The organism is Azonexus sp. (genome assembly GCF_030824335.1).
In the GTDB taxonomy this organism is placed as follows: domain Bacteria; phylum Pseudomonadota; class Gammaproteobacteria; order Burkholderiales; family Rhodocyclaceae; genus Azonexus.
Genome location: NZ_JAVBXX010000006.1, coordinates 204,663 through 226,064 on the forward strand (window position 1 = coordinate 204,663; position 21,402 = coordinate 226,064).

At 59.7% G+C, this 21,402-nt stretch carries 20 protein-coding genes; 15 read left to right on the forward strand and 5 right to left on the reverse strand.

The window, feature by feature from the left end; genetic code table 11:
• Positions 1-13 precede the first annotated feature (13 nt).
• The 6 genes from RCI20_RS03250 to RCI20_RS03275 all read left to right on the forward strand — a co-directional run bounded on the left by RCI20_RS03250 (position 14) and on the right by RCI20_RS03275 (position 8,329).
• The gene (locus tag RCI20_RS03250) at positions 14-1,933 is read left to right on the forward strand and encodes an N-6 DNA methylase (protein WP_306603109.1); all 1,920 of its coding nucleotides are present in this window, start codon (positions 14-16) and stop codon (positions 1,931-1,933) included.
• The gene (locus tag RCI20_RS03255) at positions 1,930-2,979 is read left to right on the forward strand and encodes a YhcG family protein (protein ID WP_306603110.1); all 1,050 of its coding nucleotides are present in this window, start codon (positions 1,930-1,932) and stop codon (positions 2,977-2,979) included. The genes RCI20_RS03250 and RCI20_RS03255 overlap by 4 nt, the downstream gene beginning before the upstream one ends.
• Positions 2,979-4,967: a restriction endonuclease subunit S gene (locus RCI20_RS03260; protein WP_306603111.1), complete on the forward strand. Its 1,989-nt coding sequence runs from the start codon at positions 2,979-2,981 to the stop codon at positions 4,965-4,967. Before RCI20_RS03255 ends, RCI20_RS03260 begins: the two co-directional genes overlap by 1 nt.
• Position 4,968: 1 nt before the next feature.
• A complete protein-coding gene (locus RCI20_RS03265; RefSeq protein WP_306603112.1) occupies positions 4,969-6,753 on the forward strand; it encodes an AAA family ATPase in 1,785 nt (594 codons plus the stop codon).
• Complete coding sequence (locus RCI20_RS03270) at positions 6,750-7,601, forward strand: hypothetical protein (protein ID WP_306603113.1); 852 nt, start codon at positions 6,750-6,752, stop codon at positions 7,599-7,601. The genes RCI20_RS03265 and RCI20_RS03270 overlap by 4 nt, the downstream gene beginning before the upstream one ends.
• 110 nt (positions 7,602-7,711) lie before the next feature.
• Positions 7,712-8,329 (forward strand): adenylate/guanylate cyclase domain-containing protein, encoded by a 618-nt coding sequence (locus tag RCI20_RS03275; protein ID WP_306603114.1) that lies wholly within the window; start codon positions 7,712-7,714, stop codon positions 8,327-8,329.
• A 40-nt stretch (positions 8,330-8,369) separates the two neighbouring features.
• Here RCI20_RS03275 and polA read toward each other — a convergent pair whose 3' ends face one another.
• Positions 8,370-11,096 (reverse strand): DNA polymerase I, encoded by a 2,727-nt coding sequence (gene polA / locus RCI20_RS03280; RefSeq protein ID WP_306603115.1) that lies wholly within the window; start codon positions 11,094-11,096, stop codon positions 8,370-8,372.
• A gap of 3 nt (positions 11,097-11,099) precedes the next feature.
• Here polA and RCI20_RS03285 point away from each other — a divergent pair, with 3 nt between their 5' ends.
• From RCI20_RS03285 to RCI20_RS03325, 9 genes are read left to right on the forward strand one after another with little or no spacing between them, the layout of a single operon-like run.
• Positions 11,100-11,828, forward strand: coding sequence for a TIGR00730 family Rossman fold protein (locus RCI20_RS03285; protein WP_306603116.1), 729 nt, complete (start codon positions 11,100-11,102; stop codon positions 11,826-11,828).
• 31 nt (positions 11,829-11,859) lie between these two features.
• Entirely contained in the window at positions 11,860-12,198 is a 339-nt protein-coding gene (locus tag RCI20_RS03290) for a DUF2782 domain-containing protein (protein WP_306603118.1), read from the forward strand.
• Positions 12,199-12,201: 3 nt separating this feature from the next.
• On the forward strand, positions 12,202-13,131 hold the full coding sequence (locus tag RCI20_RS03295; RefSeq protein ID WP_306603119.1) for a homoserine kinase: 930 nt from the start codon (positions 12,202-12,204) through the stop codon (positions 13,129-13,131).
• Between the two features lie 9 nt (positions 13,132-13,140).
• Positions 13,141-13,887 carry a BPSS1780 family membrane protein gene (locus RCI20_RS03300; RefSeq protein WP_306603120.1) on the forward strand — a complete coding sequence of 249 codons (747 nt, stop codon included), beginning with the start codon at positions 13,141-13,143 and terminating at the stop codon, positions 13,885-13,887.
• A gap of 1 nt (position 13,888) precedes the next feature.
• A complete protein-coding gene (locus tag RCI20_RS03305; RefSeq protein ID WP_306603121.1) occupies positions 13,889-14,662 on the forward strand; it encodes a BPSS1780 family membrane protein in 774 nt (257 codons plus the stop codon).
• Complete coding sequence (gene nadD, locus RCI20_RS03310) at positions 14,655-15,308, forward strand: nicotinate-nucleotide adenylyltransferase (protein WP_306603122.1); 654 nt, start codon at positions 14,655-14,657, stop codon at positions 15,306-15,308. Before RCI20_RS03305 ends, nadD begins: the two co-directional genes overlap by 8 nt.
• Positions 15,308-15,673: a ribosome silencing factor gene (gene rsfS / locus RCI20_RS03315; protein WP_306603123.1), complete on the forward strand. Its 366-nt coding sequence runs from the start codon at positions 15,308-15,310 to the stop codon at positions 15,671-15,673. Before nadD ends, rsfS begins: the two co-directional genes overlap by 1 nt.
• On the forward strand, positions 15,670-16,140 hold the full coding sequence (gene rlmH, locus RCI20_RS03320) for a 23S rRNA (pseudouridine(1915)-N(3))-methyltransferase RlmH (RefSeq protein WP_306603124.1): 471 nt from the start codon (positions 15,670-15,672) through the stop codon (positions 16,138-16,140). The genes rsfS and rlmH overlap by 4 nt, the downstream gene beginning before the upstream one ends.
• On the forward strand, positions 16,140-16,745 hold the full coding sequence (locus tag RCI20_RS03325) for a nucleoside triphosphate pyrophosphatase (protein WP_306603125.1): 606 nt from the start codon (positions 16,140-16,142) through the stop codon (positions 16,743-16,745). The genes rlmH and RCI20_RS03325 overlap by 1 nt, the downstream gene beginning before the upstream one ends.
• 48 nt (positions 16,746-16,793) lie before the next feature.
• Here RCI20_RS03325 and RCI20_RS03330 read toward each other — a convergent pair whose 3' ends face one another.
• The 4 genes from RCI20_RS03330 to paaK all read right to left on the reverse strand — a co-directional run bounded on the left by RCI20_RS03330 (position 16,794) and on the right by paaK (position 21,395).
• Positions 16,794-17,567, reverse strand: coding sequence for an enoyl-CoA hydratase (locus RCI20_RS03330; RefSeq protein ID WP_306603126.1), 774 nt, complete (start codon positions 17,565-17,567; stop codon positions 16,794-16,796).
• 68 nt (positions 17,568-17,635) lie between these two features.
• Positions 17,636-18,781: an ABC transporter substrate-binding protein gene (locus tag RCI20_RS03335; RefSeq protein ID WP_306603127.1), complete on the reverse strand. Its 1,146-nt coding sequence runs from the start codon at positions 18,779-18,781 to the stop codon at positions 17,636-17,638.
• A 72-nt stretch (positions 18,782-18,853) separates the two neighbouring features.
• Positions 18,854-20,059: a 3-oxoadipyl-CoA thiolase gene (gene pcaF, locus RCI20_RS03340; protein ID WP_306603128.1), complete on the reverse strand. Its 1,206-nt coding sequence runs from the start codon at positions 20,057-20,059 to the stop codon at positions 18,854-18,856.
• Between the two features lie 10 nt (positions 20,060-20,069).
• Positions 20,070-21,395 (reverse strand): phenylacetate--CoA ligase PaaK, encoded by a 1,326-nt coding sequence (paaK, locus tag RCI20_RS03345; protein WP_306603129.1) that lies wholly within the window; start codon positions 21,393-21,395, stop codon positions 20,070-20,072.
• Positions 21,396-21,402 lie beyond the last annotated feature (7 nt).

Here is a 21,402-nt window from a genome sequence, read left to right on the forward strand (position 1 = left end):
AGCGAATCCAACGATGAATCTCAGCAGCACCATCAAATCCATCCAGGACATCATGCGCAAGGACGACGGCGTCGACGGCGATGCCCAACGCCTCGGCCAACTTACCTGGATGCTCTTCCTCAAGGTTTTCGACCAGCGCGAGGAGGAATGGGAAGACGACAATACCGCCTACAAGTCGCCCTTGCCTGAGCGCTACCGCTGGCGCAACTGGGCGGCCTACAAGGCCGATGCCGAAGGCAAGAAGAAACCGCAAATCGCCGGCAGCGAGCTGATCAGCTTCGTCAACAACGAGCTGTTCCCCGCCCTCAAAGACCAGATCGACGCCAGCCAAAGCCCACAACACAAGGTCATCAAGCAGGTCTTTGAAGACGCCAACAACTACATGAAATCCGGCCCGCAGATGCTGGCCGTGATCGAGAAGCTGGAAGACGCCATCAACTTCCACGACTTCAAAACCCGTGCCAGCCTGGGCGATGTCTACGAGCAGATGCTCAACGACCTGCGCGGCGCCGGCAATGCTGGCGAGTTCTACACGCCGCGCGCCATCACTGCCTTCATGGCAACCCAAGTCAACCCGCGCCTGGACCAGCGCGAAACCGTGATGGACCCGGCCTGCGGCACCGGTGGCTTCCTGACCGCCGCCATCGATCACTTCCGCAACCAGATCACCACCAAATCCAGCGCCGAAGACAAACGCGCCATTGAAGCGCTGATCCACGGCATCGAAAAAAAGCAGCTTCCCCACCTGCTGTGCACCACCAACATGTTGCTGCATGAGATTGACAACCCCGGCCAGATCGAGCGCCGCAACACGCTGGGCATCGGCTGGAACGAATGGAGCGCCAACGACAAGGTCGATTGCATCATCACCAACCCGCCGTTTGGCGGCTACGAAGATGATGGTGTCGGTAGCGACTACCCGGCCGACCTGCGCACCCGCGAAACCGCCGACATGTTCATGGCGCTGATCATCAAGAAGCTCTTGAAAGAAAACGGCCGCGCTGCCGTGGTGCTGCCCGATGGTTTCTTGTTTGGCGACGGCATCAAGGGCGTGCTGAAAAAACTGCTGCTGCGCGACTGTAAGCTGCACACCATCATTCGCCTGCCCAAGGGCGTATTCGCGCCCTATACCACCATCAAGACCAACCTGCTGTTCTTCACCAAGGGCGCCACGGTCGATGACGGAACCGAGCACTTCCACACCGACACCATCTGGTTCTACGAACATCCCTACCCGGCCGGCTACAAAAGCTATTCCAAAACCAAGCCCATCCGCCTTGAAGAGTTCAAACCCGAGCAAGACTGGTGGGGCACCGAGGCCAACGACTTTGCCGACCGCGTGGAAAACGAATTCGCCTGGAAGGTGGATTTCAAGAGCAAGCGTGAACAGGCTGAAGCTGCTGCGCAGCCGCATTTGGACAAGGCCGAGCAGTTGCGCGCTAAAGCCGGTTTGAAGCGTCGTCAGGCAAAGTACTTGGCCGATAGTCTGACCGGGCGACGCAATGATCCTGCATTGGCGGCCTACCTGAAGGATCAATTGGCGGATTTGCAGGGCGACCTCAAAAAAGCCGATGCAGACGGACAGGCTTACCTCTCGGTGCTGGTAGAGGAACTGCAATCGGCCATTGAGCGTGAGAGCACTCAACAAATCATTGCGCTACTGGAAAACTCGGCGACCCACCTACGTGACGTGGCGGACAGCCTCGACTTGCAAGCCCGTGATGCGCAAGCGGCGGGTGACCGCATCTACTGGCCCATCTTCAATCTAGACATCAAAAACCCCAACGCACCGGAAGAAGAAACCCACGACCCCGAGGTGCTGCTGGAGAAATATAAAAAATTGCTGGGCGAAATCGAGGAAACCGAAAACCAACTCAAAAGCGAACTGGCCGCCGCACTGGCACATCACTTCAGCCCGGAGGCCGAAGCATGAAGCCCGTCGCAGCGGAGACTGCCGGACCGCAATTGCTGGGCGATATCCGCCAACTGATCGAACAAAGCCGAGGGCAAGTAGCCGCTGCGGTCAACAGTGCACTGACGATGCTTTATTGGCACATCGGCCACCGTATTCGCACCGAAGTGCTGGGCAGCAAACGCGCTACCTACGGCGAGCAGATTGTCTCCGCACTGTCGAGACAATTGGAAGCCGACTACGGACGCGGCTTCTCCGCCAAAAACCTGCGCCACATGCTGCGCTTTGCCGAAGCCATTCCCTCGGAGGAAATTGTCTCCGCAGTGCGGAGACAATTGAGCTGGACGCACCTCAAAACCCTGATCTACATCGACGACCCGCTCAAACGCGACTTCTACCTGCAAATGTGCCAGCAGGAAGGCTGGAGCACCCGCACCCTGCAAGACCGGCTGGACTCCCAGCTCTTCGAGCGCACCGCCTTGTCCAGGCAACCCGAGCAACTGCTGGAACAAGAGCTGGCCACCCTGCGCCAAACCGGCACCATCACCCCAGCCTTGGTACTGAAAGACCCCTACATACTGGACTTCCTTGGTCTGCAGGACCGCTATCTGGAGAAAGACCTGGAGGATGCCATCCTGCGCGAGCTGGAAAACTTCCTGCTGGAACTGGGCGCAGGCTTCACCTTCGTCTCTCGCCAAAAGCGCATCCAGATCGACAACGACGATTTCTATATCGACCTGCTGCTTTACAACCGCCGTCTGAAACGGCTGGTGGCGATTGAGCTGAAACTGGGTGATTTCAAGGCAGCCGACAAGGGCCAGATGGAGCTTTACCTGCGCTGGCTGGCGAAATACGAGCAAGAACCCGGAGAAGCGCCGCCCTTGGGCATCATCCTGTGCAGTGGCAAAAAGCAGGAGCAGGTCGAACTGCTGGAACTGGACGCCAGCGGCATCCACGTCGCCGAATACCTCACCAGCCTGCCCCCCAGGGAAGTGCTGCAAGCCAAACTGCATGAAGCCATAGCCCGCTCACGCGCCCGGCTGGAAAATCGTGGAGACGATGCCTGATGGATGCGCAGCAATTTTTGGCGGAGTTTGGGCATATTGCCAACGCGCCAGGGGGAATCGAGCGATTGCGGGAATTGGTCTTGCACTTGGCTGTAACGGGTAAGCTCGTTGAACAGAATGCTACAGATGAGTGCGCAAAGGAGTTACTTGCGAGGATGCGGCAGTATGCGTCAGTTGGTAATCCAAAAAAACGCGGTAGAGCTTCCAAGAAAGTTAATTCGAAACAGTTGTATGCCGATGGTGATATGCCACCAAATTGGGTTTTTGTTGAACTTGGCGAGCTGGGCGATTGGGGAGCAGGTTCAACGCCTTCGCGCAGAAATTCAAGTTATTACGGCGGGACAATTCCTTGGTTCAAGTCCGGCGAATTGAAGGCAGATTACATCACGAGTTCAGAAGAGTTTGTATCTGAGCTCGCATTAAAAGAATGCTCATTGCGCTTGAATATTCCGGGCGACGTGCTGATCGCTATGTATGGCGCCAATATTGGTCAAACTTCGATTGTTGGTGTTAAGAGCACCACGAACCAAGCTGTGTGTGCATGCACGCCACACAATGGTTTGAATAATCGCTTCTTGCTTTTAACGCTGCGGGCGATGAAGAACTATTTCATTGGGCTCGGCGCGGGTGGCGCGCAGCCGAATATCTCCAAGGAAAAGATTGTTGCAACATGCATCGGACTTCCACCCAGCGAAGAACAATCCCGCATCGTCGCCAAACTCGATGAGTTGATGGCCTTGTGCGACACGCTGGAAGCACAGCAGCAGGCCCGTCGCGAACTGCAAAACAAGCTGCGCCAGTCCACCCTGCAAGCCGTCGCCAACGCCACCAGCCCGCACGAACTGCAAACCACCTGGGCACGCCTGGCCGACAACTTCGGGCGGCTGTTTCATGGGCAGGACGATGTCGATGACTTGCGCAAGGCTGTTCTTGATCTCGCCGTATCGGGCTATCTGAGTAATCTCGATGAGCTTGATGAGCCAGCTTCGGTCTTGAAAGGGAAGATTCTGGCCGCCAAGGAGCGGGGGATCGCAGACGGTTCTTTCTTTCGAAAGAAACACGTTAAGCCAGAGGAACTGGTGGAAACGACTTTGCCTGCCCATTGGGCATCCATCACATTGGATGAGGCGATTTCCACGATCGATGCAGGCTGGAGTCCAGCATGTTTACCCAGTGCTCGCGATGACGAAAATAAATGGGGCGTATTGAAAACAACTGCCGTACAAGTTCTACGTTTTCTTCCGCACGAGCACAAGGAACTGCCAGCTTCACTTGATCCTCGCCCCCAATATCAGATCGAAGTCGGTGATATTTTGATCACTCGCGCTGGCCCAAAGAATCGCGTAGGAATTTGCTGTGTAGTTGATGCTGCCCCGCCGAGGTTGATGATCTCGGACAAGTTAATCCGGTTTCATATTGTTGACGATCTCATCAATCCTCGTTTTGTTGCTCTTTGCTTATCCGCGGGTGAGCCCGGTCGCATTGTTGAGCGATTGAAATCCGGGATGGCAGATAGTCAGATGAACATCTCGCAAGACAAGCTTCGCTCAATCACTATTCCTCTGCCGCCAATTGAAGAGCAGCAGCGAATACTGACAAAGATTGAAGCATTCATGAAGGTCGTCGACGTTTACAGCGAGCGTCTTCGAAAGAGTCACCGTTTGGCGGAGCAAGCCGCAGCGGCGACCGTTTCCAGCCTCACCGGCATCGCCATCGAACAAGAAGAGGAACCCATGAAAGCCCCGCAAACCGAATTGGTCGCCCCGCTGCGCCTGGGCGCCGCCCCCGACATCAAGGCCCAGGCGCCGCTGTCCACGATTCTGGCCCGGCACCACGGCGAAATGAGCGCCAAGGATTTGTGGCAGCGCTTCGGCGGCGAGATCGACGCGTTTTACGCGCAACTGAAAACCGAGGTGGCGCACGGCTGGATTCTGGAACCGGCGCCCGCCGAAATGCGCGAAAAGCCAGCCGAAACGGTGAGCGCCTGATATGCAGCTACTGCGCATCCGTATCCCGGCCTTCCGCAACCTACGCGATCTCGACATCAGCTTCGAGTCGCACTTGCCGCCCGCAGTCGGCACGCCGGCGGATGCGAAGCCGAAACCCATCCGCAGCCACGCGCTGATCGGTCAGAACGGTACCGGCAAGTCCAACCTGATCGAAGCGCTGATCACCATATTCCGCGACGTGGATTTGGACCGCGAAGCGGCCTTCGATTACACGCTGGAATACGGCATTCGTGGCCACACGGTACGCATTGAGGCAGATACCGCCAAGCAGAAGCGCCCCTTTGTGTGGGTGGATGGCAAGGCCGAGTCGCAGGGCCATCTGCTGAAAAACCGCGAGCTGCTGCCCGCGCACATCTTTGCTTATTACTCGGGCCGCAACGAGCGCATCGAGGCCTTGTTTCAGGAGCACCAGCGCCGTTTCAATCAGCGCCAGGAGATCACCACCGACGAGGTGCTGTCCGAACAGCTACTGGAAAACTTTACCGGTTCCGAGGCGGATATTCGCGCCGTCGAAGAAGCTAAACGCCGCCGCGAGTCGAAGCAGAAGCAAGCGGGCGATGACCGCCTGCGCCGTCTGTTCTATTGCCGGGGTGGCCACAGCCAGTTGGTGCTGCTGGCTTGCCTGCTGTCCGACGATCCGGTGTTTCAGAAAGTGCTCAGGAATCTGCACATCGAATCTTTGGAATCCGCGTTGTTCGTATTGAAAGAACCGCACCGCCTGCGTGAAAAGCGCCGTGGCGGCAAGTTCGACGAACAGGAGCTGAACGAAGGCGACCCGCGCTTCTGGTATGCGCGCGGCAATGTGGTCAGCGAATTCCTCGACAAGCTCTGGCAAGTGGCCTGGGCCCCGATTGAGCAGGAGGCAACCAAGCAGATCGACTTCCGTGGCCGCAGCGAGAAACAGAAGCAGCTGTATCTGTTCGTGCCCAGCCAGGACAAGCTCAAGCAACTGGGCGAGCTGGTCGGCGGCACCGACAGCTTTTTCCGCTACGCCGAGGGCGCTTATATCGGCGACCTGATCGACGAAGTACGCATCACCGTCAAGAAGCGTGATGAGCACGGCGGCAAGGTGAGCTTTACCCAGCTCTCCGAAGGCGAGCTGCAGATGCTCACCGTGCTGGGCCTGATGCGCATCACCCGCGAAGACCACTGCCTGTTCCTGCTCGATGAGCCGGACACCCACCTGAACCCGATCTGGAAGCTGCGCTATTTCGACGATATTGAAGGCGTATTGGAACAACCATCTGACTCCACCCTGTCAGGGCGCTTGGTTCTTAGTTCAAGCACCTATCAAGTGCAGTCCCAAGTCTTAATCACCACCCACGACCCGATGATGGTGGGCAGCCTCAAGCGCGAGCAGGTCCATATCCTGCGCCGCGATGGTGGGCGCACGGTGGTCGATGTGCCTGACGAACATCCGCAGGGCATGGGGGTGACCGGTTTGCTCAAGAGCGAGCTGTTCGGCCTCTCATCCACGCTGGACATCGAAACCGAACGCCGCTTGTTCCGCCGTAATGAGTTGTTCGTGAAATCGCCGCGCACGCCCGCGGAAGACGCCGAGTTGAGCCGCCTGTCTACCGATCTGGCCGATCTGGGTTTTTCCAATGCCGACTTCCGTGACCCGGATTACGCGCTGTTCGTGCGCAAGATGGCGCAACACCGGCGCTTTCGCAAACCCGTGCTCACGCCCGAGGAGCAAGTCGAGCAGGACGCTATTGCAGACTCCATCATCGACGAAATCTTGCGCGAAGAGGCAGGCAAGTGATCTTCATTGACCTTGAAAGCAAACTGCCTACCGACGCAGATCTGCCTGCCGAGATTCGCTGGTCACAAGCCGATTGGGATGCATGGTTAGCTGAGGCGGCGCGCCTAGTTGCAGAGCTTGCAAAGCTCCATGCAGCAGGGAAAATAAAAGAGCGCAATGAGCTGATCGACAAACACGGCGGCCATTGGGGGAAACTGAAACCTTGGTTGCTAGCGCTGTCTGGAGGAAAGTGCTGGTTCACCGAAGCTCGGGACATTGCATCACATCTGGATGTTGAACACTTCCGCCCCAAAAAGGCTGCTCGCAACATCAAGGGACCAGAGCGCGACGGCTATTGGTGGCTGGCTTTTGATTACACAAACTTCCGTATCGCCGGCACCGTACCCAATCGAAAGAAGGGCGCTTGGTTTCCGCTCCGATATGGTTCCCAGTGTTCGACGTTTACCCGTCGTTGCGAAGGGGATGAAGTTCCACACTTTCTCGACCCGACGAATGCCTATGACGTCACCCTGCTGGCTTTCGATGAGGAGGGGAAAGCAGTTCCCGCACCTGGCATAGCGCGTTGGGAAGAAGTGCGGGTAAGGCGCACCGTGGAGCGCCTGAAACTGACCGAGCACCAAGCGTTGGCAGAAGAGCGCCGGAAGGTTTGGCAGAACACCACAAAGCTAATCAACAAATATCTGCTGGCTTTGTCAGATGCAGGAACTTCTGCGGCAGCACGTGAGCGCTTAAAGGGAACTGCTCGAGAGATTGTCTGCCTTACCAAGTCGGAAGCTGAACTTTCGGCTGTGGCGAAATGGTGCATCCTCTTGCGCAACGAGCCTAAACTTTTGCGCCTGGTGGCATGAAGGCGGTTTTTGACCAATAGCTAATTTTGTTGGCATCGGTTCCACTTTTCGCACGCGGCCGGATTCGTGCATCATTAGCCATCAGACAGGCAGGACTTCCCGGGGGGGACATGGCTTATACGCGCAACGTCGGCCTCAGTGCATCCGAGGACCGGATCGAGAAACTGATTGCCGAGCGGCTGGCGCCCGGTGCCGACAAGGGCATGATCGACGCCCGTATCTGGGATTTGTTCGGCGAGGAATGGGCGGTGATGTTTACCGACCTGGCCGGCTTTTCCAGCGGTGTCGCGTCGTTCGGGATCATTCATTTCCTGCAGCTGATCTACGAGTCGCAGCGTTTGCTGACGCCATGCATCGACGCCCACGACGGCATACTGCTGAAGGTCGAGGGCGACAGCCTGCTGATCATCTTCCGCAATATCGGCAAGGCGATCGAATGTGCCGACGCCATGCAGCGCGTCTGCGAGGCTTACAGCGTCGGGCGGGAAGCGGAAGAACGCATCGGCTTGTGCGTCGGTCTGGGTTTTGGTCGCTTGTTGCGGATCGGCGACCGCGATGTTTACGGGAGCGAGGTCAACGCAGCGGCAAAACTGGGCGAGGATATTGCCAAAGCCGGCGAGGTGCTGGTCACCGACGCGGTCAGGCTTGCCGCGGCAGGCAGCTACGCTTTCGAGCCGATTGCCGTGGTGCCGCCGGGGACCAGCGCGGCTTTCCGGATGCTTCGCTGATCATGGCTGGTCGACCGTGATATTTCGCTGAAAAGCGCGCTCAGTGCGCGGCTTCCCAGTTCGGCCCGACGCCGACTTCAACCACCAGCGGCACCTTCATCTGCGCCACCTGCGTCATCAGGCGCGGCAGATGGGTGCGAACTTCGATCAGTTCGCTGTCCGGTACTTCCAGCACCAGTTCGTCATGCACCTGCAGCACCAGCTTGGTCCGGCCGCCGGATTTTTCCAGCCAGTCCTGCACGGCAATCATCGCCAGTTTGATCAGGTCGGCGGCGGTGCCCTGCATCGGTGCGTTGATCGCGGCGCGTTCGGCGGCCTGGCGGCGGTTGCCGTTGCTCGAACGGATTTCCGGCAGCCATAGCCTGCGGCCGAAGACGGTTTCGACGTAGCCGTGCTCGCGCACCGTATTGCGTGCTTCTTCCATGTAGCGGGCGACGCCGGGGTAACGCTCGAAATAGCGCTTGATGTAAATGTCTGCTGCGCTACGTTCCAGCCCGAGCTGGCGCGCCAGGCCGAAGGCGCTCATGCCGTAGATCAGGCCGAAGTTGATGCTCTTGGCGACGCGCCGCTGGTCCGGCCCGACCTCCAGTGGCGTGACGCCGAAAATCTCGCCGGCGGTGGCGCGGTGCACATCCTCGCCGTGGGCAAAGGCTTCGAGCAGGCGCTCGTCGCCGGAGAGGTGCGCCATGATGCGCAGCTCGATTTGCGAATAGTCGGCCGAGACGATGCTGCTGCCTTCCGGGGCGATGAAAGCGGTGCGGATCTTCCGCCCTTCCTCGGTGCGCACCGGGATGTTCTGCAGGTTGGGTTCGCTGGAAGCGAGCCGGCCGGTGACCACTGAAGCCTGCGAGAAGTGCGTGTGCACGCGGCCGGTTTCCGGGTTGATCATGCGCGGCAACTTGTCGGTGTAGGTGCCCTTCAGCTTGGACAGCGAACGGTGTTCGAGCAGCAGCTTGGGCAGCGGGTAGTCGAGCGCCAGTTCGGACAGCACTTCTTCGTCGGTCGACGGGCCGCCGGAGGCTGTTTTCTTCTTCACCGGCAGGCCGAGCTTGCCGAACAGGATTTCGCCCAGTTGTTTCGGCGAGGCCAGGTTGAACGGCTGGCCGGCCAGCTCAAAGGCCTGGGTTTCCAGCGCCATGATCTTCTGGCCGATTTCGTGGCTTTGCCGGGCCAGCGTGTCGCCGTCGATCAGGATGCCGGTGCGCTCCATCTGCCAGATGACCTGGCGGGCCGGTAGTTCGATGTCGTGGTAGATGCGGCTCAAACCGGGTTCGCTGGCGAATTGCGGGTGCAGCACGTCATGCACGCGCAGCGTCACGTCGGCGTCTTCGGCGGCGTAGGTGGCGGCACGTTCGAGGTCGACCTGGTCGAAACTGATCTGCTTGGCGCCCTTGCCGCACAGGTCTTCGTAGGCGATGGTTTCGAGGCCGAGGTGGCGCGTACACAACTGGCCGAGATCGTGGCCCTTGTCGGACTCGATGACGTAGCTTTGCAGCATGGTGTCGTGGGCGACGCCGGCAAGGCGGATGCCGTGGTTGGCGAAGATGTGCTGGTCGTATTTGGCGTTCTGCAGCACTTTCTTGCGGTCGACGGCTTCCAGCCAGGGTTTCAGCTTGGCCAGCACCTCGTCGCGCGGCAACTGTTCGACGACGCCGGGGCCATTGTGGGCGAGCGGGATGTAGCAGGCCTCGCCCGCCTCGACCGACAGCGAGACGCCGACAATGCGCGCCGCGAAGCTGTCGAGGCTGGTGGTTTCGGTGTCTACTGCGGTCAACGGCGCGTTTTCGATCTTTTTCAGCCAGGTATCGAAAGTCGCCCAATCGAGTACGGTTTCGTAGCGGACTTCGCTCGGCGCGGTCGGTGGTGTGGCGGTTTCCGGGGCGGCGGTCGTACTCGTTTCTGTGGCGACGTTTTCAGCGGCCGGCACATCGAGTTCGCGGCGCCAGGTGCGGAATTCGTAGCGCTCGTACAGTGTGCGCAGCGTGTCGCTGTCGCGTTCTGTTGCGGTCAACGCGCTCGGTGCCGGTAAATCCGGCAGGTCGCGCACGACGGTGACAAGCTTCTTGCCTAGCGGCAGGAAATCGAGGTGGTCGCGCAGGTTCTGGCCGACTACGCCGGTGATCTTGTCGGCATTGGCGACGATGGCATCGAGCGAGCCGTACTGGGTCAGCCATTTGACGGCGGTCTTCGGGCCGCATTTGGCGACGCCGGGTACGCCGTCGACGGTGTCGCCGACCAGTGTCAGGTAGTCGATGATCAGTGCCGGTGGCACGCCGAATTTGGCTTCGACGCCGGCTTCGTCGAGCAACTCGTTGCTCATCGTGTTGTACCAGCGGGTCAGCGGATTGACCAGTTGCGTCAAATCCTTGTCGCCGGTGGAAATCAGCGTTTCGATGCCGTCGACCGTGGCTTTTTCGGCCAGCGTGCCGATCACGTCGTCGGCCTCGACGCCGTCGACCATCAGCAGCGGCCAGCCGGCGGCGCGGATCGCCGCATGCAGCGGTTCGATCTGGCCGACCATCTCGGGCGGCATCGGTGGGCGGTGCGCTTTGTATTCTGGGAACCAGTCGTCGCGGAAGGTTTTGCCCTTGGCGTCGAAGACGACGGCCTTGTAGTCTGCCTTGTAGTCGCTTTCCAGACGACGTAGCATGTTCAAAACACCGTAGATCGCCCCCGTCGGTTCGCCGGCCTTGTTGCGCAGGTCGGGCAGGGCATGGAAGGCGCGGTAGAGATAGGACGAACCGTCCACCAACAACAAGAGAGGCATAGGATGACCGAGAGCGATAAACTGGTGATGGGCGTGGAGACGGAGGCTGCGCTGAAGAGCGCGACGGCCCGCGAATCCTGGCGGATTTTCGGCATTATGTCAGAGTTCGTTGAGGCCACCGACCGGCTGGCCGCGATCAAACCAGCGGTGACGATGTTCGGCAGTGCGCGTATCCCGGAAGGCACGCCATATTACGAACTGGCGGAAAAAACCGCCCGCTTGCTGTCCGATTCGGGCTTCTCGGTGATCTCGGGCGGTGGACCGGGGATCATGGAAGCGGCCAACAAAGGCGCCTTCTTTGGCAAGTCGCCATCGGTCGGCCTGAACATCCAGTTGCCGCACGAACAGGCCAACAATCCCTACCAGGATATCTCGCAGACCTTTCGCCACTTCTTTGCCCGCAAGTACATGTTCGTCCGCTTCGCCAGCGCTTATGTCGTGATGCCCGGCGGTTTCGGTACGCTCGACGAACTGATGGAAGCGCTGACGCTGATCCAGACCGGCAAGGCGCGCAAGATGCCGATCATTCTCGTCTGTTCGGATTTCTGGAAAGGGCTGGTCGACTGGTTTCGCGACACGCTGGTGCGCGAGAAAATGATCGATGCCGAGGACATGTATCTGATCCAGCTGATCGACCAGCCGGAACAAGTCGTCGAAGCCATCTTCAAGCATTACGAGGCGCGTCCGTTCAGCCCGTTACCGGCCGAGCGCGAGTTGATGCTTAACCTGTAATAAAATGAAGGCCAATTCACGAGGAAATATCATGCGTCGCCTGCTTGCCATTCTGTTGTTCGCCGTCTTGCCCGTCTTGCCCGTCTCGGCGCAACAGGGCGATTTGCAACCGCTGCCCGCCGTGCCGCCACCGCCGCCGGAAATGGAAGCCTTTGATGCAGCGATGGAGCCGCAGGTGACCATCGTCCGGAACGCCAAGGAAACGCGTGAGGAATACCGGATCAAGGGCAAGCTGTACATGGTCAAGGTCACGCCCAGTGTCGGCAAACCTTACTATCTGGTCGATCGTCAGGGTGACGGCGTGATGATGGAAAGCGAGATCAATCCCAACCCGGTGCGCCCGCCGATGTGGGTCATTCATAGCTGGTAAATCTTGTCTGTTTATACCTCGGTCGGGCGCGCTGAACTCGCGGCCTGGCTCCAGCCGTTGGCGCTGGGTGAGTTGATCGAGCATGTCGGTATCGCTGCCGGCATGCAGAACTCCAATTATTTCGTCACCACGGGCTCCGGGCGTTTTGTGCTGACGCTGTTCGAGTCGCTCGATGCCTCGACGCTCGACTTCTATTTGCGCCTGCAGGCGCATCTGGCGGCGCGTGGCTTGCCTTGTCCGCTACCGCAAACGCCTGTCGGGGCTGTTAATTATTGGCGTCCGCTTAACGGCAAGCCGGCCGCCCTGCTCTCCTGTTTGCCCGGACGAGCCATCGAACATCCGGCCAGCAGTCACTGCCGGGCGGTTGGCCGGGCGCTGGCACAGTTGCATCTGGCAGCCGCAGGGCTGGAACATGCGCCGGTCAATCCTTGTGGCGCGTCCTGGCGTGAATCGATTGGCGAAGTGCTGCTGCCGGCTTTGCCTGCCGATGAAGCCCGTTTGCTGCGCGATGAACTGGCATTCCAGTCCGCCCAGAATTACGCGGCCTTGCCGCAGGGGGTCATTCATGCCGACCTCTTCCGCGATAACGTGCTGTGGGACGATGCCGGTCAACTGTCGGGCTTGCTCGATTTTTATTTCGCCGGTGTCGATGCTTGGCTATTCGACCTGGCGGTGGTCGCCAATGACTGGTCCCTGGATCCGGAAAGACTGGCAGCGTTGTGCGCCGGATATCAGGAAATTCGCCCGTTGACCGCAGCAGAACGCCATGCCTGGCCGGCTCAGCGGCGTGCTGCCGCGCTACGTTTCTGGTTGCTTCGACTCGATGCCCGGCATAGCCCGCGGGCCGGCGACGTGGTGACGATCAAGAATCCGGATGAATTCCGCTACCTGCTTGAGCAATTCCGCCTTGCCCCCGATCCGCTCCCCGGCTAGCATCCGCGCATGAACGAAAATCCCGTATTCCCGATGGCCCCGGCACCATTCGATGGCGATAGCCGAGAGGTCGACCCCGGTGCCTGCTTTGACTGGCTGACCCAGGGGTGGGCGACATTTTTGGCGCATCCCGGTATCTGGCTAGGCAGCAGTGTGCTGATGCTGGTCATGTTGATGGCGATCTCCATTGTGCCGCTGTTCGGTCAGGTCGCGGCGCATCTGCTGGTGCCGCTATTCGGTGCCGGGATGCTGCAGATCTGTCGCTCCATTGCCGATGAGCGCGAACCGCAGATTGGCGAACTCTTTGCCGGTTTTCGCCAGCGCGCCGGGCAATTGGTCATGGTTGGTGTGTTTTTCGCTGTCGGTATGTTCGGTATCGCTTTTCTGGCCTTTCTGCTGGTCAGCGGTGGCTTGCTTGGCGGCGCGATCACCGGCAAGGTCGGTGGCTTTGGCATCGCCTTTGGCGGCGTCATGCTGGCCTTTCTGCTGGTCCTTGTGTTGTCCGTTCCCGTCATCATGTCAGTATGGTTTGCCCCGGCCCTGGTTTATTTTCATGACATGCAACCGCTGGCTGCGATGAAGGCCAGTTTCGCCGCCGGCTTGAAAAACTGGCTGGCAATGTCGATTTTCGGCATTTTCCTCGTGGTTGCCGGCTTCTTTGCCATGCTGCCGATCGGCTTGGGATTGCTGCTGTTGCTGCCGGTGTTCTCGGCTGCGGTCTACGCGTCCTACCGCGATATTTTCCTGGAGGCCTGAGATGCGGGCGCAAACTTTGCCGGCGGCTGCCGGGTGGCGCTGGATCACTGCCGGCTTCGCTATTTACCGGCGCAACCCGCTGACCTTGTCGATGCTGGTGGTGGCCTACTGGTTTGCCATTGTGTTTCTTAACCTGTTTCCGCTGATCGGTGCCTTGGCGGCATCGGTCGCCATCCCCGGCTTGTCGGTCGGCTTGATGCAGGCAGCTTGCAACGTAGAGCGCGGGCAATCGGCAAATATCCGGACCCTGCTGGGGGGCTTCCGCGAAAATACCCGCACCCTGCTGTTGCTCGGCGCACTCTATCTATTTGCAACGCTCGCCGCATTGGGCTTGTCCACCATTGTTGATGGGGGTGAGTTACTGCGTTTCATGCTGGCCGATAGCCGGGAAGAAAAAGCTGCGCTGAGCAGTGCGGATTTCACCTTGCCGGCCTTGCTCGTTGCCTTGCTGATGACGCCCGTCCTGATGGCCTGGTGGTTCGCGCCGGTACTGGCGGCCTGGCATCGACTGCCGCTGGGCAAGTCGTTGTTTTTCAGTTTCATGGCCTGCTCGATGAACTGGCGGCCCTTTCTGGTCTACAGCTTGGGGCTGCTGCTGTCGGCGGCAATTTTGCCGGGACTTGTGCTGGGTTTGTTGTTGATCGTTCTGCCCGGTTTGCAGCAATTTGCTGCCGTGATCGTCAGTGTTGCCATGGCTCTGGTTGTTGCCCCTACGGTGTTCGCCAGCTTCTATGTTGGCTACCGCGATATTTTCGGTATTTCGGAAATTGTCTGAGCCGCTGGGGATTTTTGGCGGTACCTTCGATCCGGTTCATTACGGTCACCTCCGGCTGGCGGAAGAATCCATCGAGCGGCTTGCGCTGGGCGGAATCCGCTGGATTCCGGCCGGCAATCCGCCGCATCGCGACACGCCGCAAGTGACGGCGGCCCAGCGCCTGGCCATGGTTTTGCGGTCGACGGCCGATAATCCCCGATTTTCAGTGGATGCGTCGGAGGTCGAAACCGCAGCCCCGAGTTATACCGTGCATACGCTGGAACGTCTGCGACGCGAACTGGGCAATGAGCAGCCGTTGGTACTGTTGGTTGGCGCCGATGCCTTCGCCGGATTGGCTGGCTGGCATCGCTGGCGCGATATTTTTGCCCTGGCCCATGTTGCGGTCTCGCATCGTCCCGGTTTTCCCATTGACGTCGCCGCCTTGCCTGACGCCCTCGGCGAGGTTTTTTCAAGCCGCCATCTGGCACAGGTGGCCGACCTGAAAGCCGCGCCAGCCGGCGGTATCGTTACTTTCGCCATGACCCAGCTGGCAATATCGGCAACCCAGATACGCGGCTTGTTGGCCAAGGCTCAATCTGCGCGTTATTTGCTGCCGGACACCGTTCTCGACTATATTTCGTCCCATTCTCTCTATAGAAACTCCTGATGGACATACGCAAGCTACAAAAAATCGTCGTTTCCGCCCTTGAAGATATCAAGGGCAAGGATATCGAAGTCATCAACACCAGCAAGCTGACCTCGATGTTCGATCGACTGGTCATTGCGACCGGCGATTCCAATCGCCAGGTCAAGGCGCTGGCCCAGAATGTCGTCGAAAAGGTCAAAGAGGCCGGCGGCGAGATTATTTCGACCGAGGGCGAAGCCGGGGGCGAATGGGTGCTGGTCGATATTGGCGACATGGTTGTCCATGTCATGCTGCCGACCGTGCGCACCCATTACAACCTGGAAGAACTCTGGCAGGTGACGCCGGCCCAGCGCCGCAAGCTGGCGGAGCCGGCCGCCAAGGAATGAAGCTGGCGATACTGGCTGTCGGCCATCGCCAGCCCGACTGGGTCAACGATGGCTGCGCCGAGTATCTGAAGCGCATGCCGCGCGAACTGGCGGCCAGCGTCAGCGAAATCAAGCCGGAACCGCGTGGCTCCAAAACCCGTGAACAGTTGCTGGCTGCTGAAAAGGCCCGCATCCGCGATGCCCTGCCGGGCAGTTGCCGGATTGTCGTGCTCGATGAAAAAGGCGACGACCTGACTACGCTCAAGCTGGCCCGGCGTCTGGAAGTCTGGATGCAGGATGGCCGGGACGTCGCCTTGCTGATCGGCGGGGCCGACGGGCTGGACGAAGAATTCAAGCAACAGGCCGACGACAAGTTGCGCCTGTCCAGCCTGACGCTGCCGCACGGCATGGCGCGTTTGCTGTTGTGCGAACAACTTTACCGGGCGGTCAGCGTATTGAAAAATCACCCCTATCATCGGGAGGGATAATGCGTATCTATCTTGCTTCGCGCAGCCCGCGCCGCCGTGAGTTGCTGCATCAGGTCGGGATCGATTTTGAAACCATACTGTTTCGCGGTGGCCCACGATCCGACCCGGAAGTTGATGAGACGCCTCTGCCGACTGAAGACCCGGTGGCCTATGTTGAGCGGGTAGCCCGTGCCAAGGCCGGGTACGGCCTGAGTCTGGTCAATGAACGGCGCTTGCTGCAGCGGCCGGTGCTCGCCGCAGATACGACATTGGCCCTGGATGGCGAGATCATCGGGAAACCGCTTGATGCCGCCGATGCGACTGCCATCCTGACAAGGCTTTCCGGTCGGACCCACAAAGTGCTGACCGGCGTGGCGGTTTGTTATCAGGGCCGCACGGAATACGTACTATCCGTGAGCGAGGTGCGCTTTCGCCAACTCGGGGACGATGAAATCCGGCATTACGTCTTGTCCGGCGATCCAATGGACAAGGCCGGCGCCTACGGCATCCAGGGCAAGGCCGGGCTGTTTGTCGAATACATTGCCGGCAGCTATACCGGCATCATGGGTTTGCCGGTTTGTGAAACCGGGGAACTGCTCAAGCGCTTCGACCTGCATCCGCTTTGATGCCTGCCAGACTGCCCCTGCAAGGCAGTCTGACAGGTGGAAAAATGCTTAGCGGTTCTTGAACACCGGTTTGCGTTTTTCGACGAAGGCCGCCATGCCTTCCTTCTGGTCTTCCAGCGCAAAGGCCGAGTGGAAGACGCGGCGCTCGAACAGCAGACCTTCGTTCAGCGAACTTTCGTAGGCGCGATTGACCGTTTCCTTGATCATCATGATCACCGGTAGCGAGTAGCCGGCGATGGTGGCGGCGGCCTTCATCGTTTCCTCCAGCAGTTGATCGGCCGGGATGATGCGGGCGACGAGGCCGGCCTTCTCGGCTTCGGCTGCGTCCATCATGCGGGCGGTCAGGCACATGTCCATTGCCTTGGCCTTGCCGACGGCGCGTGGCAGGCGCTGGGTGCCGCCGGCGCCGGGCATGGTGCCGAGGCGGATTTCCGGCTGGCCGAACTTGGCCGTATCGGCCGCGAAGATCATGTCGCACATCATCGCCATTTCACAGCCGCCGCCGAGTGCGAAGCCGGCGACTGCCGCGATGACCGGTTTGCGCGTCGTCTTGATGCGTTCCCAGTTGCGCGTGATGAAGTCCGTCTTGTAGGCGTGCATATAGTCGAAATCCTTCATGAAACCGATGTCGGCTCCTGCGGCGAAGGCTTTTTCGTTGCCGGTGATGACCATGCAGCCGATGTTTTCATCGGCTTCGAAGGCGTCGACCGCAGCACCGATGGCATCGACTACTTCGTTGTTCAATGCATTCATCGCCTCTGGACGATTGATGCGGATCAGGCCTACCTTGCCGTGGATTTCTGTCAATACCACTTGTGTCATTGCTGTTTCTCCAAAAAAAAACCGCCAAGTCACCCTGGCGGCCAAGTCGAATGATTGTTTGCCGCGCTTTATTGAACCAGCGACCAGTCGCCGTTCTTGACTTCCAGCATGCGGAAGGCGGAGAGGTCGAGGCCCATGTGGTCGGTTGCCGACATATTGTAAGTGCCGCTGGTACCGACAAAGCCCTTGGTCGCTTCGATGGCATCGCGGACCTTGGTCTTGTCCGTGGAATTTGCCCGTTTGATCGCGTCGACCGCAATCATCAAGCCGTCGTAGGCGTAGCCGCCGAAGGTCGAAACCTCGGATTTGTAGGCTGCCTTGTAAGCTTTGTCATAGGCCGTGACGACCGGCTTCTGGGCATCGTTGGCTGGCAGTTTTTCCGGGATCAACTGAGCCGGGGAGGGCAGACGCACCCCTTCGGCAGCCGGGCCGGCCAGCTTCAGGAATTCATCCGAAGCGACGCCGTGCGACTGATACAAGGGCAGGGTAATGCCCAGTTGCTTGTAGTTCTTGGTGGCGATGGCCGGTCCCTGACCCAGACCGAAGATGAACACGGCCTGGACACCCGGCGTATTGCGGATCTTGGTCAGTTGCGGGCTCATGTCCGTATCTTTCGGACCGTAGGTTTCATTGGCCACCAGCGTGACGCCGTACTTGGCGGCAACGCCTTCGGTTTCCTTCTTGCCGGATTGGCCGAAACCGGAGGTTTCGGAGAACAGGGCAACCTTGGTCAGGCCGCGCTTTTTCATGTCTTCGAAGACTTTTTCAGCGGCCATGCGGTCGGTGTGCGGGGTCTTGAAAACGAATTTCTTGACTGGCTCAACGATCACGACGGCACCGGCCAGCGAAATGAAGGGGATACCGGCGCGTTCGACGAGCGGCACCATCGACATCGTGCCGCCGGTGGTCGTGCCGCCGACGATCAGGTCAACCTTGTCGTCGTCGATCAGGCGCTTGGCGAAACCGTTCGCCTTGTTGGCATCGCTGCCATCGTCGTAATGCACCAACTGAAGCGGACGACCAATGACGCCACCCTTCTTGTTGATGTCGTCCACGTAGAGTTGCAGGGTCTTCAGTTCGGGGTCGCCGAGGAAAGCAGCCGGGCCGGTTACCGACAGAACGGAACCAATCTTGATCGGGTCGGCAGCGTAGGCACCGAAAGCGCCAAGGACCAGCGCAGCGCCGGCAGCGAGTTTCTTCATGCTTTGCTTCATGGATTTGTCTCCTCTGTTTTGAATTAATGTGTTACGGATTATGGAATGTATTCTGAAAAATTGAAACAGTTTTCAGACCCGCTCGATAATCATCGCGATGCCCTGTCCCACACCGATACACATGGTGCACAACGCGTAGCGTCCGCCTCGGCGTTGCAGTTCGTAAGCCGCGGTGGTGACCAGGCGGGCACCGCTCATGCCGAGCGGATGACCGATGGCAATCGCGCCGCCATTCGGGTTTACATGCGTTGCGTCGTCGCCCAGGCCAAGGTCGCGCAGCACGGCCAGCGCTTGCGCCGCGAAGGCTTCATTCAGCTCGATGACGTCCATCTGGTCCAGCGTCAGGCCGGTCTGCGCCAACACCTTGCGCACTGCCGGGGCTGGGCCGAAACCCATGATGCGCGGCGGTACGCCGGCCGTTGCCATGCCGACCACGCGGGCCAGCGGCTTCAGTCCGTATTGTCCGGCGGCAGCGGCGGAAGCGATGAGCAGCGCGCAGGCGCCGTCATTGACGCCGGAGGCGTTGCCGGCAGTGACCGTCAGGTCCGGGCCGTTCACACCCTTTAGTTTGGCCAGTTGTTCGAGCGTGGTTTCGGGCCGCGGATGCTCATCGCGGTCGACGACCTTGGGATCGCCTTTTTTCTGCGCGATGACCACCGGCACCAGTTCGTCGGCAAAACGCCCGGCCGCATCGGCGGCGCCCCAGCGCTGTTGCGAACGGATGGCGAAGGCGTCCTGGTCGGCACGGCTGATCTTGAATTCTTCGGCCACGTTGTCAGCCGTCTGCGGCATCGAGTGCGTGTCGTAGAGCTTCTTCATCAGCGGATTGGCGAAGCGCCAGCCGATGGTCGTGTCGTAGATTGCCGCGTTGCGCGAAAAGGCGGAGTCGGCCTTGCCCATCACGAACGGTGCGCGCGACATGCTTTCGACGCCGCCGGCGATCATCAGCGAGGTTTCGCCGGACTTGATCGAGCGGGCGGCCAGACCGACCGCATCCATACCGGAGCCGCACAGGCGGTTCACCGTCGTGCCCGGCACTTCGATCGGCAGGCCGGCCAACAGGCCGGACATGCGGGCGACGTTGCGATTGTCTTCGCCGGCCTGGTTGGCGCAGCCGTAGATGATGTCATCGACGGCCGTCCAGTCGACCTGCGGATTGCGTTCCATCAGTGCCTTGAGCGGAATGGCGCCGAGGTCGTCGGCGCGCACGCCAGCCAGCGCGCCGCCGTAGCGGCCAATCGGGGTGCGGATGGCGTCGCAGATAAAGGCTTCAATCATGGTGTTTTCCTCAGTTCTGCTTCGGGCGTTCGTCGAGCACACGCTTGGCCTTGCCGACCTGGGTGCGCGGGATGGCGTCGAATTCCATAATGGTGATCTTGGTCGACACGCCGATGATGGTCTTGATGCGGTGCTGCAGTTCCTTGGTCATTTGCTGGATTTCTGCAGCCGGCAGTTTGCCGGACAGCTCGCGCTGAACTTCACAGCGCACTTCCAGGTTGTCCATGTGGCCGTCACGGGTGACGACGACCTGGTAATTGCCGGCCAGCCGCTGGTCGCGCAGGATCTGTTCCTCGATCTGGGTCGGGAAGACATTGACGCCGCGGATGATCAGCATGTCGTCGGTGCGCCCGGTGATCTTGCCGATACGACGGAAGGCGCGCGACGTTGGCGCCAGCAGGCGGGTCAGGTCGCGGGTACGGTAACGGATGACCGGGAAGGCTTCCTTGGTCAGCGAGGTGAAGACGAGTTCGCCTTCGGCACCGTCGGGCAGAACTTCGCCGGTTTCCGGGTCGATGATTTCCGGGTAGAAGTGGTCTTCCCAGATCACCGGGCCGTCCTTGGACTCGATACATTCACAGGCGACGCCCGGCCCCATGACTTCGGTCAGGCCGTAGATGTCGATGGCGTCGATGCCGAGCTTGCGTTCGATTTCGGCGCGCATGCCTTCACCCCACGGCTCGGCACCGAAGATGCCGACCTTGAGTGAAATTTCATCCGGCTTGATGCCCAAGCGCTCGAATTCTTCGGCAATCACCAGCGAGTAGGATGGTGTGACCATGATGGCGTCCGGCCGGAAGTCCATGATCTGCTGCACTTGCTTCTCGGTCTGACCACCGGACATCGGCACGGCGCAGCAACCGAGGCGTTCGATGCCGTAATGGGCGCCAAGACCGCCGGTGAACATACCGTAGCCGTAGGCGTTATGCACCATGTCGCCGCGCCGGACGCCGGCGGCGCGCAGCGAACGGGCGATCAGGTCAGACCAGTTTTCGATATCCCGGGCGGTGTAGCCGACGACGACCGACTTGCCGGTGGTGCCGGACGAGGCGTGCAGACGGGCCACCTTGTCGCGCGGTACGGCAAACAAGCCGAACGGATAGTTGTCGCGCAGGTCCAGCTTGGTCATGAACGGAAACTTGGCGAGATCGGCCAGGGTCTTCAGATCATCCGGATGGACGCCCTTGTCCACGCACTTTTTCCGGTAGGCCTCGACGTTGTCGTAGGTGTGGCGTACCGACCATTGCATGCGCTCAAGTTGCAGCGCGGAAATTTCGTCGCGGCTGGCCGTTTCAATCGGCTCAAGATCGCCGGGCAGGGGTTTTTTTGCAGTCATGATTGTC

Bases quoted from the DNA above. Each gene is read 5' to 3' on its own strand.
- RCI20_RS03265 (WP_306603112.1), top strand. From the start codon at position 4,969: ATGCAGCTACTGCGCATCCGTATCCCGGCCTTCCGCAACCTACGCGAT.
- RCI20_RS03330 (WP_306603126.1), bottom strand. From the start codon at position 17,567: ATGACACAAGTGGTATTGACAGAAATCCACGGCAAGGTAGGCCTGATC.
- pcaF (WP_306603128.1), bottom strand. From the start codon at position 20,059: ATGATTGAAGCCTTTATCTGCGACGCCATCCGCACCCCGATTGGCCGC.
- RCI20_RS03250 (WP_306603109.1), top strand. From the start codon at position 14: ATGAATCTCAGCAGCACCATCAAATCCATCCAGGACATCATGCGCAAG.
- RCI20_RS03305 (WP_306603121.1), top strand. From the start codon at position 13,889: ATGCGGGCGCAAACTTTGCCGGCGGCTGCCGGGTGGCGCTGGATCACT.
- RCI20_RS03325 (WP_306603125.1), top strand. From the start codon at position 16,140: ATGCGTATCTATCTTGCTTCGCGCAGCCCGCGCCGCCGTGAGTTGCTG.
- RCI20_RS03275 (WP_306603114.1), top strand. From the start codon at position 7,712: ATGGCTTATACGCGCAACGTCGGCCTCAGTGCATCCGAGGACCGGATC.
- RCI20_RS03260 (WP_306603111.1), top strand. From the start codon at position 2,979: ATGGATGCGCAGCAATTTTTGGCGGAGTTTGGGCATATTGCCAACGCG.
- rsfS (WP_306603123.1), top strand. From the start codon at position 15,308: ATGGACATACGCAAGCTACAAAAAATCGTCGTTTCCGCCCTTGAAGAT.
- polA (WP_306603115.1), bottom strand. From the start codon at position 11,096: ATGCCTCTCTTGTTGTTGGTGGACGGTTCGTCCTATCTCTACCGCGCC.
- RCI20_RS03285 (WP_306603116.1), top strand. From the start codon at position 11,100: ATGACCGAGAGCGATAAACTGGTGATGGGCGTGGAGACGGAGGCTGCG.
- rlmH (WP_306603124.1), top strand. From the start codon at position 15,670: ATGAAGCTGGCGATACTGGCTGTCGGCCATCGCCAGCCCGACTGGGTC.
- RCI20_RS03300 (WP_306603120.1), top strand. From the start codon at position 13,141: ATGAACGAAAATCCCGTATTCCCGATGGCCCCGGCACCATTCGATGGC.
- RCI20_RS03255 (WP_306603110.1), top strand. From the start codon at position 1,930: ATGAAGCCCGTCGCAGCGGAGACTGCCGGACCGCAATTGCTGGGCGAT.
- RCI20_RS03335 (WP_306603127.1), bottom strand. From the start codon at position 18,781: ATGAAGCAAAGCATGAAGAAACTCGCTGCCGGCGCTGCGCTGGTCCTT.
- RCI20_RS03290 (WP_306603118.1), top strand. From the start codon at position 11,860: ATGCGTCGCCTGCTTGCCATTCTGTTGTTCGCCGTCTTGCCCGTCTTG.
- paaK (WP_306603129.1), bottom strand. From the start codon at position 21,395: ATGACTGCAAAAAAACCCCTGCCCGGCGATCTTGAGCCGATTGAAACG.